This is a genomic window from Prevotella herbatica, from assembly GCF_017347605.1.
GTDB lineage: Bacteria > Bacteroidota > Bacteroidia > Bacteroidales > Bacteroidaceae > Prevotella > Prevotella herbatica.
In genome coordinates this window covers 317,914-331,200 of sequence record NZ_AP024484.1, presented here as the reverse complement: position 1 = coordinate 331,200, position 13,287 = coordinate 317,914, and the positions used below count along the sequence as shown (strand labels likewise).

9 protein-coding genes are annotated in these 13,287 nt (G+C 38.7%); 3 read left to right on the top strand and 6 right to left on the bottom strand.

Annotated elements, in window-relative coordinates; genetic code table 11:
* Positions 1 to 75: 75 nt before the first annotated feature.
* Positions 76 to 270 carry a four helix bundle protein gene (locus prwr041_RS01375; RefSeq protein WP_207154546.1) on the top strand — a complete coding sequence of 65 codons (195 nt, stop codon included), beginning with the start codon at positions 76 to 78 and terminating at the stop codon, positions 268 to 270.
* A gap of 2,104 nt (positions 271 to 2,374) precedes the next feature.
* Here the strand turns inward: prwr041_RS01375 and prwr041_RS01370 are convergent.
* The 4 genes from prwr041_RS01370 to prwr041_RS01355 all read right to left on the bottom strand — a co-directional run bounded on the left by prwr041_RS01370 (position 2,375) and on the right by prwr041_RS01355 (position 5,931).
* Positions 2,375 to 3,223: a zinc ribbon domain-containing protein gene (locus prwr041_RS01370; RefSeq protein ID WP_207154545.1), complete on the bottom strand. Its 849-nt coding sequence runs from the start codon at positions 3,221 to 3,223 to the stop codon at positions 2,375 to 2,377.
* Between the two features lie 5 nt (positions 3,224 to 3,228).
* Positions 3,229 to 4,017 carry a Nif3-like dinuclear metal center hexameric protein gene (locus prwr041_RS01365; RefSeq protein WP_207154544.1) on the bottom strand — a complete coding sequence of 263 codons (789 nt, stop codon included), beginning with the start codon at positions 4,015 to 4,017 and terminating at the stop codon, positions 3,229 to 3,231.
* Between the two features lie 505 nt (positions 4,018 to 4,522).
* Positions 4,523 to 5,302, bottom strand: coding sequence for an ABC transporter permease (locus prwr041_RS01360; protein WP_207154543.1), 780 nt, complete (start codon positions 5,300 to 5,302; stop codon positions 4,523 to 4,525).
* A 14-nt stretch (positions 5,303 to 5,316) separates the two neighbouring features.
* On the bottom strand, positions 5,317 to 5,931 hold the full coding sequence (locus prwr041_RS01355) for an ATP-binding cassette domain-containing protein (protein ID WP_207154542.1): 615 nt from the start codon (positions 5,929 to 5,931) through the stop codon (positions 5,317 to 5,319).
* A gap of 197 nt (positions 5,932 to 6,128) precedes the next feature.
* Here prwr041_RS01355 and prwr041_RS01350 point away from each other — a divergent pair, with 197 nt between their 5' ends.
* The gene (locus prwr041_RS01350) at positions 6,129 to 7,199 is read left to right on the top strand and encodes an agmatine deiminase family protein (RefSeq protein ID WP_207154541.1); all 1,071 of its coding nucleotides are present in this window, start codon (positions 6,129 to 6,131) and stop codon (positions 7,197 to 7,199) included.
* Between the two features lie 10 nt (positions 7,200 to 7,209).
* The gene (locus prwr041_RS01345) at positions 7,210 to 8,094 is read left to right on the top strand and encodes a carbon-nitrogen hydrolase (RefSeq protein ID WP_207154540.1); all 885 of its coding nucleotides are present in this window, start codon (positions 7,210 to 7,212) and stop codon (positions 8,092 to 8,094) included.
* A 44-nt stretch (positions 8,095 to 8,138) separates the two neighbouring features.
* Here the strand turns inward: prwr041_RS01345 and prwr041_RS01340 are convergent, their stop codons facing one another.
* Together prwr041_RS01340 and prwr041_RS01335 are read right to left on the bottom strand one after the other, a co-directional pair.
* Positions 8,139 to 9,413 carry an MFS transporter gene (locus prwr041_RS01340; protein ID WP_207154539.1) on the bottom strand — a complete coding sequence of 425 codons (1,275 nt, stop codon included), beginning with the start codon at positions 9,411 to 9,413 and terminating at the stop codon, positions 8,139 to 8,141.
* Between the two features lie 3 nt (positions 9,414 to 9,416).
* A complete protein-coding gene (locus prwr041_RS01335; protein ID WP_207154538.1) occupies positions 9,417 to 13,178 on the bottom strand; it encodes a DUF4922 domain-containing protein in 3,762 nt (1,253 codons plus the stop codon).
* Positions 13,179 to 13,287 lie beyond the last annotated feature (109 nt).

The window sequence follows — 13,287 nt, the reverse complement described above, 5'->3', positions numbered from 1 at the left end:
CTTAAAGCGGTCGGCACATAAAAGAAATCCATTTAAGAACTCCCAATATATAAGGCAATATACAGAATGCTTGGGATGGTAGTAGAGAGAGTTAAATCATTCCCACGTTTCTATCGTTACACAATAGGCGAAATGATGGTGAATATCAATTTGGATATGTTGTCATTGATATACAGAGCAAACAGCAGTTACAATAAACGGCCTATAATAACACAACTTGAAGACCGATATCGCATGTTGGTAATGCTGTTCAGGTTAAGTGTAGAGTAGCGGGTGATACCGCAGAATAACTTGCAAATATGCAGAAAACTGCATAATATGACAAATAAGATATAACTCAATTCTACGATGTCCCTCATGGCTAGTTCATGTGAAGAGTAGGTTCGTGAGAACCGAAGGACGTCTAAATAATTATCACTATAAATAATTAATGAATAGTTAGTTCTATTCATATTCTTCTAAGGCTATTTAGTCTAAGAAGAGTACAAGCCCAGTGGGGATGTATTGGAGAGCCTTCACACGCGAGTGTGGGGGCTCTTTTTTTAAAAGAGCTCGCCGATTGTTTTTTTTCCTTTTATTTTTTTCTTTTTGTTTTATTGCTTGTTCTTTGTATATGTGAACGGCCGATTCTCCCGCAGATCTCGCAGATTCACGCAGACAAACAGCAATAGCATGGATTACTTGCCTACACCTGATAGCGCAGATAATGCAGAGGAATGCAGCAGGCTGCATTATTTCGCAGAGAAAGACAGTTAGTGGTTAGTGTAGTTTTTGGGGTTTGTCTGCGATTATCTGCGTAATCTGCGAGAGAAATGGCCGTTCATACATGTAAAAAACTATGTTGATGAATATAAAGAACTACAATAACGGCCGTTCACGCGTTTCTCGCGGAAATATCTTGCAAGTGAGAACAGAGCCAAGCTAGCTTGAGCTATGCCGAGCGCAGCCTATATTCATGGAAGAAATAAAAATATAAGGAAAAAACGTCAATAAAATCAATGTAATTAAAAGATTAGTTTTTAATAGAGTAAGTGTGAAATGACTTAAAATAAAGGGATATTTATGGAGAATACTACCCCCTAAATAGAAAAAGATTCCAGAAAAAAAGAAAAATAACCTACACTACCTACATTTTTGACTTAAATAATTACTAATCAGTATATTAACCCATGTATATTAGTGCCTTTTCCTACATCTTTCCTACATGGTTTCTACATTATTAGCACGTATTTGTACCTAAAACGATGGGATTTGATCAATGCATAATACCAGAATCGTTTTTTTCCTCCCACCATTAAGCCGTGTCTCTGGCAGTAAAGCAAATCACAGTAATGCCTTTCTTTCGAATTATAAAGCTAGAAAATTTATATCTATTTGTAAATAAAATTTTAAAATAAACAGATTTATATAGCATTTTGATGTGCCAATCTTTTCAGTAAAGGATTTCATGCAACTATACTGATTATCAGTAACAGCTTAAAAATGTGTATAGTGTTTCAGAATTTATAACTTCAAATGTTTATAATTAATTCCTATTATAGTCAAAATGCATGAAGCGCAGCGAGAATAAAATCACCAATTTCGGTGCGCCTTTGAGTAATAAGGGCCTTATTACTCTGCAAAGCATGTAGGACAACAGAGTGATTAGGCCCTAATCACTCCCTAAAATGTATAAGAACGGACTTATATACATTAGCTAACGTATTGGATAACAATGCGTTTGGTGAAATCATGTAGGAAACGGCATCAGAAAATTAAAAATAAAAAAATATTTTAGATGCTCATGACTCAATTGGTTTCATAATTTTACTATCGCAAAGAACTTAATTTGTGGAGGATTGTGTGCTAACTTTTGATAAAGTTATATAGAAATTCCAACTTAATATGGTTAATCGCAGCGCTCACAGCGCTACTTAGCTGCACGGTATGGATTGCAGGATAACAACAGAGGGATGTGCTATGAATGAAGTGCACATCCCTTTTATGTTTTTAGGTTCCTCGCAGATTGAATAACATGTTTTCCCGCAGACGAACTGTAATAGCCTAAACTACATGTTCTCTCGCAGATAACGCAGATTCCCGCAGAGAAAAGACAATTAGGGTAATTAGTGGGAGAGTGGTCTTGTTATTTTTGTAGTTGGAAGGAATACGTACAGCTTTACTGTGTGAAATGTTTTTTTTGTTAGATCAATATGATGCATTGATTTTTTTGCATATTTTGGGAATAAGTGAATTTATATCACTAATTTTGTAGTATGGAACAAAACCAAATAACGCTATTTAAATAGTTCTCATGATCAATGATTATAAAACGAGTAGGGCAGTGTACGACTTGCGTACACTGCCCTAATATTATTCTTTATAGAAATAAGAATTATGCTTCTTCTTCTGTTTTTTCTTCTTCTACCTTCTTAGTAGTCTTACGAATTGTGCGTTTAGCGCGCTTTGGCTTCTCATCAGCAGGCTTGTCAGTCTTTACACCAGCAAGTTCTGGATCAATCATGATTCTACCGCAATACTCACAAACGATAATCTTTTTGTGAATCTTGATATCTAGTTGGCGCTGAGGTGGAATCTTGTTGAAACAACCACCACAAGCATCACGCTGAACGTAAACGATACCCAAACCGTTACGGGCATTCTTGCGAATACGCTTGAAACTTGTAAGCAAACGAGGCTCAATCTTTGTTTCTAATTCCTTAGCCTTTTCCTTCAGCTTTTCCTCTTCCTCACGAGTTTCCTGCATGATCTCGTCAAGTTCATTTCTCTTTTCATCATGATCAGCCTGACGGTCAGCCATTGTTTCCTGAGCCTTTGCCAGATCTTGATTGCATTCTTCAATCTTAATCGCAGCTTCTTTGATCTTCTTTGTACAAAGTTCGATTTCCAAAGTCTGGAACTCTATTTCCTTTGTAAGAGTATCATATTCACGATTATTCTTAACATCCTCAAGCTGGGTCTTGTAACGATCAACACTAATCTGAGCATCAGTAATATCGTGCTTCTTCTGAGTTACTGCATTCTGGAACTCTGAAATCTCATTCTGGATTTTCTCGATACGGATATTCAGACCTTCGATTTCATCCTCCAAGTCTTGAACCTCAAGTGGAAGTTCACCGCGAAGAGCCTTTTTGTCATCAATGCTACTCAATGTAGTTTGCAGTTGATAAAGAGTTTTCAACTTCTCTTCAACTGACAAGTCTGTAGGATCTTTCTTTGCCATAATTGTTATAGATAAATTATTGGATTCGTGTTTATCTTTGTGAGTTTGCACTCTACACCAGGACACTTATCCTCTATTATTGATTTGAAAATTTCGTTTGTATACTGCTCACTCTGATAATGTCCAATCACTGCAATCTGTATCTGTTGGTCTCTGCCGAAATACTCATGATAGTGCATTTCTCCAGTGATAAAGGCGTCAGCACCAGCAGTTATTGCATCATCTAGCATAAACGAGCCAGCACCACCACATATTGCTATCTTTGAAATAGGACGTCTCAATAACTCGTTTGCCATGACACATTCCACGTCAAAGTTTCGTTTCAACATTATTATCAGATCATCGGCAGCAATTGGTTCATTCAGTTCACCGATAACTCCATCACCGCCCTGGACACCGTCAACAGTATTCTGCTTACCAAAGAAACGCAAATCATGCAATCCCAGTTTCTCGGCGATCTTATGATTCACACCTCCCTGTGCACTGTCCATGTTTGTATGCATAGACACCACTGTGACATGATTTTCGATAGCCTTGCGTATAGTTAGCTGAACTTCATCTTCATCAGTGATATGAGCCAACTTATGGAATATCAGCGGATGATGTGAAACAATCAGATTGCAGCCACAGGCAACAGCTTCGTCGACGATTTTAGGGGTCACGTCAAGACACAATAAAGCCCCTGAGACTTCCACTTCTGTTAATCCAATCTGCAAGCCAGCATTATCAAAATCAGCTTGCAGAGGCAGAGGCGCGAATTGTTCAAGGGCACCAATTACTTCCTTTATTTTCATGCGTTGCATAAAATTAGATTGCAAAGATAGTTAAATTTCTATATTATAGTGGTGTAGGTGTTGTTTGTTTAACATCTTTTACATTATAGATGTTGTCATACAGTGAATAATAAACCGTAAACGGGACACATTCCATTAAGAAATATATCCCGTTTGCTATGAAGCCTAAATATTATCTAAGACAAGTTCACTCTTCCGTAGTTGTATGAGTTGAGTACATTAACCATATAGTGAACAACCTTCTCTCTATTTACGGTACTCTTTATTAATACCACAACCTTTGTCATCTTTTTCATAATTGTTATCCTTTATAAATCTTTCTACCTTAAAAAAGCTAATATCTTTATCTTTTTATTACTCTGTAATTTTATCCTTTTTACAAGTGCAAAGTTAACGCCCTTATCATTAGCAAACAATGATAAGGGCGCAAATTAGTTTCAAAAAGCGTTATTTTTGACTTGAATCAATCAACTTGACACATGTCAATATCGGGTTTTGATATACATCAAGCAATTTTATCCATATTCTTCAGTTGGCCATAAGCATCGAAAGAATAAGCACGAGCGACAGCCAATGTTATCAACAATGATACTGGTGCTGCGGCAAGCATTGCCGAGAGCATCAGTATCTGCATGAATACGGCATCAACAACACCTGTTCCTGACAATATCATACTCCACAAGATCATTGGGGTAACACCTAACAATATATAAGCCATCTTACCCAACATAGGAATCATGTTCTTTTCTAAAGCACGCTTCACGAAATAGTTTACAGCCTGACCGTGTGTAGCTCCGTTGCCTAAAAGATAATAATATATTGCATTATGATTCTTTAATCCTGAGTAGTAAGTTTCAAGCGACTTGGAATTACTCTCTATCATAGAACCAGCTAAAAAGCCAGCGACAGGAATCATGTATCGGGCATCGAACATATTCTTAAACGAGAAAACGGCGAATAAGATGGCTAGTCCCATCACGAGAATCACCGACAAGGCTCCTACGAAAGATGGAAAAAACAATTTGTTCATGCTTAGTCGCGCCTTGCTGACGGAAATAATGGCAGCAATAACAGCCATAAGCATCATCCAGAGAACGTTGATGAGGACGCTATTCCATAAGGAAATGTAATATAGAAAAACACCGGTTAATACCATATATGCAAACATCTTCACTACTGACATCGCAAACTTGTTGAGCAGGTTTAACTTGTAGGTAAATATAATATAAGCCGGAATGCAAAGTAATAATATCACAATACATATTCCAAGGAAAGATACGTTCATAACTTTTATTTTTTTTATACGTTTATATCTAATATCAGCGATTTGTCGCACATTCTCTTTACGTCTTCATCATCACTGACGATGACTACAGAATGCTTTTCGGTGGCATAGTCCTTTAAATAAGGCATCAAGAGATTTGCTGGAATCTCGCTATATAGTTTGTCAATTATCAGATAAGGTCTATCACTCAATACAGCCACGATAATAAGAATTAGCTGTGCGATATGCTTCTGAAGCTTACTGTAATCAGAGTCAAGCAACGCTGCATCAATGCCAAAACTATCTAATTCTGCTTTCAGCATCTTCTTCGTGATCTTATTCTTTTTCTCGAATGGAGATGTCAGTACATCCGTAATCTTATCCCAAGGCATATCCAAATCATGCGGAACATAAGAAAACATGTTGCGGAAGTAGGCAGCAGAAGATGTGTCAATAACATCACCGTCGATAGTGATAAAGCCTGATTTCAAGGGCTGTAATCCAAGCATTGAGCGAATGAGAGCCGTGACATAATCATCTTGCGTTCCATAAATGCAAAACAGCTCACCTTCATTAACCGAAAAATTGATATCAGCCAATGTAGCAGGGTATTCCACGCCATTTAATATTCCATTTTTTATTTCAAGCATTACCAGTCAATTACGGTGTTTATACATTTATAATAATGCAAATGATGGCAGATTTATCAAGCTCGCTTGACTGTTCTGCCGAATGCAGTATATCTTATGCAAAGATAATTATTTTTATTCTAATCTGTAAACAATTAGAAATAAAATAGCTATATTTGCACAATTAATAAAGGTAAAAACAAAGCTAACCATCATATATGGCAAACAATAAAAATTGCATTAACAATTTCAGACTTCCTGCAGAATGGGAACCTCAAAGCGGAATACAGCTTACATGGCCTCATGCCAACACTGACTGGAAACCATATCTTGAGGATATTACAAAAGTATTCGTAAATATGGCGAAAGTCATTACTAATGAAGAATTGCTTGCTGTGGTAACTCCGGAGATTGAAACTGTGAGAAAGCAACTTTCTAAAGAACTGACAGCAGCACAACTGAACAACGTAATATTTTATGATATAGACTCCAATGATACATGGGCACGTGATCATGCTCCGCTTACATTGGTTGCAGATGATAAAGAAACATGTATCCTTGACTTTAAATTTAACGGTTGGGGAGATAAGTTTGAATGGACTAAAGACAATAACATCACAAGTCAACTAAACAATGTAGGTGCTTTCAACTCAGGTTATGAATGTGATACAGATTTCGTGCTTGAAGGTGGAAGCATAGAAAGTGACGGCAAAGGCAGTATATTTGCAACGACATTCTGTTTGATGGCTGAACATCGCAATCAACCTCTTACACGTGAAGAAATAGAAGAGCGATTATTGAAGAGTCTGCACGCAAAAAGAATCGTTTGGCTTGATTACGGACAGTTGATAGGTGATGATACCGATGGACATATAGACACCATCGTGCGTCTGGCTCCAAACGATACAATTGTTTATAATGGATGTGACGACGAGCGTGATGAACAATATAATAATTTCAACTCACTTGGAGAACAACTTCGCCAGTTAAAGACATTAGATGGACAACCATACAACTTGTTACGTCTGCCAATGCCAGACGCAATATATGATGAAGGGGAACGATTGCCGGCTACTTATGCCAATTTCGTGATTACAAACAAGAGCGTAATATGCCCCACATACTCGCAACCGATAAAAGACAATATCGCTATGGAAGTATTGCAACGCGCATTTCCTAATCACAATATCGTGGGGATAGATGCTTCTGTCGTAATCAAGCAACATGGATCGCTACATTGTCTTACAATGCAATATCCAGAAGGAACACTGAAAACAAAGAGTTTATAATATACAGAATATGAGAGAACTTAAAATAGGCATTATACAACAGCACAATATTGCTGACACAAATGATAACATGCGCAGACTTTCTAAAAACATAGAGAGTCTTGCTCATGAAGGAGCACAACTTATTGTGCTTCAGGAACTTCATAATTCACTATACTTCTGTCAAGTTGAGGATGTCAATAACTTTGATTTAGCAGAATCTATACCGGGACCATCTACTGATTTCTATGGTAAATTGGCAAAAGATAACAATGTTGTCATCGTAACCTCTCTGTTTGAGAAACGTGCTCCTGGACTGTATCACAATACAGCCGTAGTAATAGAGAAAGACGGAACGATAGCAGGTAAATACCGTAAGATGCATATTCCGGATGACCCTGCTTATTACGAAAAGTTTTATTTCACTCCAGGTGATCTTGGCTTTCACCCAATACAAACAAGCGTTGGCAAATTAGGCGTATTGGTTTGTTGGGATCAATGGTATCCAGAAGCAGCTCGCCTAATGGCACTTAGCGGAGCAGAAATACTGATATATCCAACAGCGATAGGATATGAAAGCAGCGACGCCAAAGAGGAGCAGGAACGACAGCGAGAAGCGTGGATAACGGTTATGCGCGGACATGCTGTAGCAAATGGGCTGCCTGTAGTTGCAGTAAATCGTGTGGGATATGAGCTGGATCCAAGTAAACAGACAAACGGTATTGAGTTCTGGGGAAGCAGTTTTGTGGCTGGTCCACAAGGTGAGATGTTATACCGTGCAAGCAATAACGAAGAAGGCACCCAACTTCTTGTTATAGATATGGAACATAGTGAGCAGGTACGCCGTTGGTGGCCATTCTTACGTGACAGGAGAATTGATGAGTATAATGAAATAACAAAGAGGTTTATTGATTAATAAACCTCTTTGTTATATATGTTAAGGATAGAAAGATTGATATTCTATTCTTCTCTACGTCCAAATTCAGAATCAACTTTAAGGAAGGATGCCACAACGAATGGCAACAAGCAGCTCAACATCACGATGACAAAGAACATTCTGTAGCCAACAAACTGTGCAAGCGCTCCAGCAAAGAGTCCTGGAATCAACATAGAAAGCGCCATGAATCCAGTACAAAGTGCATAATGAGATGTCTTATGTTCTCCCTGACTGAAATATATCATGAACAGCATATAAGCGCTGAATCCGAATCCATAACCGAAGTTTTCAAAGAATACACATGTATTAATTGCTATCAAGCTGTCGGGCATCACATAAGCAAGATATACGTAAGCTACATTAGGAATCGTGATAGCAAATGTCATTGGCCACAACCATTTCTTCAGTCCGTCTTTGCTGACAAGCATTCCGCCGATGATGCCACCAGCTAGAAGTCCTATTACTCCTACAGTTCCATTAACCAAACCAAATTCCTGTGGTGATAATCCCAGACCACCCTTGCTAGACTGTGCTTGCAGGAACAACTGCGAAATAGGGGTGAGAAGAGCCTCTGGAAGACGGAACAGCAACATAAACGCAATAGCGGTAAATATCTGTTTCTTCTTGAAGAAAGTAGCGAAAGTCATAAGGAATTCATGAAATATGACTTTAGCATCTTGCTTTTCCTCATGGTTTACATCTTCCTTTGGATGTGGCAATATAAAGTTATGATATAGATAGAAAGCGATGAACAAGCCTGTGAGTCCATAGAATATCAGACTCCAAGAAAACTTGATCTGATAGCGGAACATCACCTGTAACACTCCTGCCAACATGATAAGTACGCCCTTACCAACTATCATTGATAATCGATAGAATGTGCTTCGTATGCCTACAAAGAATGCCTGTTCGTGCTGGTCAAGTCCCATCATATAGAAACCGTCTGCCGCAACATCATGCGTAGCGCTTGAAAATGCTAACATCCAGAAGAAGCAAATACTGCCCTGCAACCACCAGTCTGCCTGAATCGTAAACGCCACACCAGCAAAGGCTGCTCCTAAAAGCAACTGCATTGTAGTTATCCACCAACGTTTAGTTTTGCATAAATCAAGGAATGGACTCCAGAATGGTTTTATTACCCATGGCAAGTAAAGCCACGACGTATAGAATGTGATCTCTGCGTCGCTAAGTCCAAGTTGCATATATATCTCGATTGCCAATACCGTTACAGCGATATATGGCAAGCCTTCAGCAAAATAAAGTGTCGGCACCCAGGCCCAAGGATTTCTTTCTTTCATTTTCTATTTATATAGTTTTTCAATCTCTGCACCTTTATAATAATGCAGCAGAATGTCATTATAATCATAACCTTTTTCGCCCATTACAGCTGCACCAATCTGGCATAAGCCTACACCGTGTCCCCAACCAGCACCAATAAGTTCTATGCGCTGTGGAACTCCGTTTTCGTCAGTGTCATATTTATCTACAACAAAAGCAGAACTGTATAAATGACTTTCGCTTAATGTACGACGTATCTCAAGTTCTTTTCCGATAGTGAAAGTTCTGTTTTCACCAACAATTTTCAACTTAGATATACGTCCGCTTTTGCCACGTTCCAAAGGAATAAGATCAATAATCTTGCCCAATCCTAGTTTCATCTTGTCCTCGATAAGTGCAGATATTTCTTGCTGCGTGAAGCTAACTTTCCAACGATAGAAGTCTGCCGTCTCCAAATCATAGTCTTGAAGCACCTGTGACAAGATTTTTTTGTCGGTGGTGTTACAGAAACTTTCAGGATTAGAACGTATCCATTTCACAGCATTTGCCTCTACGGTCAAATCATCAGGAGAAGTTTCAGAACTATCGTCTCTAACGGCTAACAGATAAGGTTTCTTTATATTTTCCCAGCAATACTGAAACTCTTCAGTCTCTCCACCACAGCATTTAGAAAAGCGGGCATCGCAAATCTCTCCGTCGCTGGCAAGAATCTGTCCCTTAGTCTGGCGTATAGCTTCGGCAACATGCTTACTTGTTTCCTTCGTTATACCTTGATAACGCTGGCAATGGTCATCAGCACATACATCGAATATAGTATGGTCTTCACGGTCATACCAACGGATAAGTTCATCATCCTTCTTGATGAAAGAGAAGAAGTTGTTTCCGCCTTCGTTAAGTTCCATACGTTTTCTCATCTGAGCTAAAAGCCAACTACGGGAAATAACAGCATGAGCCTTTAGTAATTCAAGACTTGAAGTAGCACTCATTTCACTTGAAATAACGCTCTCCAAATACTTTTCTACAGGCAATTCATTGATAGCGCATATCTTATCTGCTTCTACAACGAGTTTCAGCGAACCAAGGAATGTCTGTGTTTCCTTGCGCTCCCAATGGAAGTTTACACCTATTGTAACATCAAAAAGTGAGAAAGACGCTTCCTGACTTTGTGGACTGAAAACCAGTTGACTGTATTGATTGCCATTCCATAGGATTCCCCCTTCAGAGAATTCTACTTCCTGATCGCCCTCTACAGCTTCACCCTTAGCCAGATAAGGTTTGTTGAGTTTGAACTTTATCTTTTCTCCGCTAACGATTCCTACTGCTACGTCAGGCTGTTTTGGATAATAATCAACATGCTTGCTTTCTGCCATCCTAACGTTGAGATTATCTTTGATAACCTTCATCGTTTGTTCGCTTGCTCCGCATTCCTTCAAGATATCAGAAGCCTTTTGAGCATCAATCTTAACGAAATCCTCTTCTCGTGGAGTGATGAGCAAGCCAGCCATATCAAGTGCACCTGGACTGATAAGCATTTGTCCATATCCTTCGATAGAATAGCAATCAGGACGATGCTTTTCTCTTGGTATGACTACAGATATATGATCGTCGCCACTTATCCAACTGATGATATTCATCATTGGCTCAGTGTCTCCCTCATGCAATGGCATTGCATTATATACACGTCTGAACAGGTTGCTGTCGTTTTCACAGTTGCGGCTTTTGATAACAATTGCCGGTACAACGAAATCAGTCAGAATGTATATGCCTTCATCATCATTGAGAGAAACTACTTTTTCCATATTTCGGCTCAATCTTTGCCATTCAGTCTGCAACGGTATGATGCCGCTTGTTCCTGCCTGAAAATGCAGATGGTCAGGTGCACTTGCACCACATTTAGGACCATTGTAGAACACAATGATGTCATCAAATCTAGATAATATCTTATAAATTTCACCATAGTTTTTCTTGATGCTCTGCAATTGATGTCTCTTTGCAGGTATAGTGAAATGAGTAGGCAGGATAGGGAATGGGTTTACTAGCAATGCGAACTTATCGTCAATGCTCTTAGCCATCTGCTCTTTAGGGCGATTGGAATCACAAAGAAAGCATGGTCGCTTTTCCAAGGTCTTTGAATCAATCTTGGCTCCTGTACTTACAATTCTAGCAGGGTTGAACTGAACCTTCATGTCACCAATCTGCTTGAGCTGTACATTATGCAGATCGCGATAACGGGTACTTACTTCATTCCATACTTCCAACTGACGACTGAAGAAACGCTGCAAACTGCTGTCGACAATGATATCCGTCTTTCCTGCAAGCATTTGCTGTCGCGCCTTGATTTCCATCGTGCGCAAACGGTCTTTATATAAATTGTTTGCATTAATCTTTTCAATACTCAATGCAGCATCACTGTTTCCTCCCCATCGGCGACATAGATATAGTTCATCATATATCCTTCCGATACGATATCTGCGACTGAAAGCCAAACCAAGTGCATAGTCCTCACCATAACTGGTGTTAGGGAACTGAATCTGTCTTACTAAAGGAGTGAAAAATGCTCTAGGTGCACCTAGTCCGTTTATTCTTAACGCATTGTTGCATCCGTTATCTTCTGTCCATTCACGGTGGTCAATCATTCCTGGAGGAAGTGTATTCAAATCAAAGTCACACATGCGGTAAGCACCAATAATCATCGCAGCTTTCTGCTTGTGGAAGGCTTCAATAATCAACTGTAATGTGCTAGTAGACGAATATAAATCATCACTATCCAACTGTACAGCAAACTTTCCGCATCTGTAATCATTAATTGCCATATTCCAGCATCCACCTATTCCTAGATCGTCTCTGTCAGGTTCGATGACTATAAGTTTGTCATTTTTCAAACTATCAAGAATCTCTCCGGTACGGTCAGTGCTATGGTTATTTACAACAATTACGTTATACTTGAAACTGGTTTTCTGTTCCAAAGCGCTATTTACAGCATCTGCAATAGTTTTTTCACGGTTGAATACAGGAATAATCACAGAAGCCTCGAATTCAAATTCCTGTTCATTAAAATCGGGTTTCCTGTAATAATTAGTATCAATTAAAGAGCCTATTGCCGTAAGATGTGCCGTTACAGCCTTTTCCATTTCAATCTGTACCTCACGATTGCGCGGATTGACGTAATCAAATTGCTTCTCTCCGCTTTTTCGTGTATCAAGTTCTAATTCGGTATATAGGAATTCATTGATATGGAACAGATCTCCTTTACGACTCAGAAACAGTCTGAAATCATAAAGTCCGGCATACTTGTAGTAAGCCTTCTCATTTCCTGAAATACTGTTTGCGTATTCATGTAATAAGTCTGCTTTGACGAGTAGCATAGAACCGAAATCAAAATCATCTCTCACGCTACCAATCTGATAATCAATAACAGGATGTTTCTCGGTCTTTCCATCAACAACAGAATAATAATCGCTATAAACCATAGCTGCATCTGTATCAGCTGCTACATGCAACATTCGGTCTAATGCAAACGGTCCGAAAGATACAGGAGTGGTTTTTAGATATAGCATTACATAATCAGTATCCGTATTCTCCTCAATATCCAAAATAGTCTTTGTTGAAACGATATTGTCGATTGCGATAAGAGCGCAATCTTCTGGAGCATTGTTTAATCTGAAGCTACTGTCAACCAATAAGTTAATATGTTGTACGGTCTTGCTTTGCCTAAGCACAGATAGCGTTTTATCTATGTTTTTTATGTCTTCACAAGGCAGGAAGCAATCTATTTTTCCTCTCATAAATGATATTAATTTTGACCACAAAGATAACAATTATATTACATTTATGGTCTGTTTCAATAAGTTTTTTTTAAAAAACGTCTATCTTTGGATAGATAGGTTGCCATCT

Bases quoted from the DNA above. Each gene is read 5' to 3' on its own strand.
- prwr041_RS01375 (WP_207154546.1), top strand. From the start codon at position 76: ATGGTAGTAGAGAGAGTTAAATCATTCCCACGTTTCTATCGTTACACA.
- prwr041_RS01370 (WP_207154545.1), bottom strand. From the start codon at position 3,223: ATGGCAAAGAAAGATCCTACAGACTTGTCAGTTGAAGAGAAGTTGAAA.
- prwr041_RS01365 (WP_207154544.1), bottom strand. From the start codon at position 4,017: ATGAAAATAAAGGAAGTAATTGGTGCCCTTGAACAATTCGCGCCTCTG.
- prwr041_RS01360 (WP_207154543.1), bottom strand. From the start codon at position 5,302: ATGAACGTATCTTTCCTTGGAATATGTATTGTGATATTATTACTTTGC.
- prwr041_RS01355 (WP_207154542.1), bottom strand. From the start codon at position 5,931: ATGCTTGAAATAAAAAATGGAATATTAAATGGCGTGGAATACCCTGCT.
- prwr041_RS01350 (WP_207154541.1), top strand. From the start codon at position 6,129: ATGGCAAACAATAAAAATTGCATTAACAATTTCAGACTTCCTGCAGAA.
- prwr041_RS01345 (WP_207154540.1), top strand. From the start codon at position 7,210: ATGAGAGAACTTAAAATAGGCATTATACAACAGCACAATATTGCTGAC.
- prwr041_RS01340 (WP_207154539.1), bottom strand. From the start codon at position 9,413: ATGAAAGAAAGAAATCCTTGGGCCTGGGTGCCGACACTTTATTTTGCT.
- prwr041_RS01335 (WP_207154538.1), bottom strand. From the start codon at position 13,178: ATGAGAGGAAAAATAGATTGCTTCCTGCCTTGTGAAGACATAAAAAAC.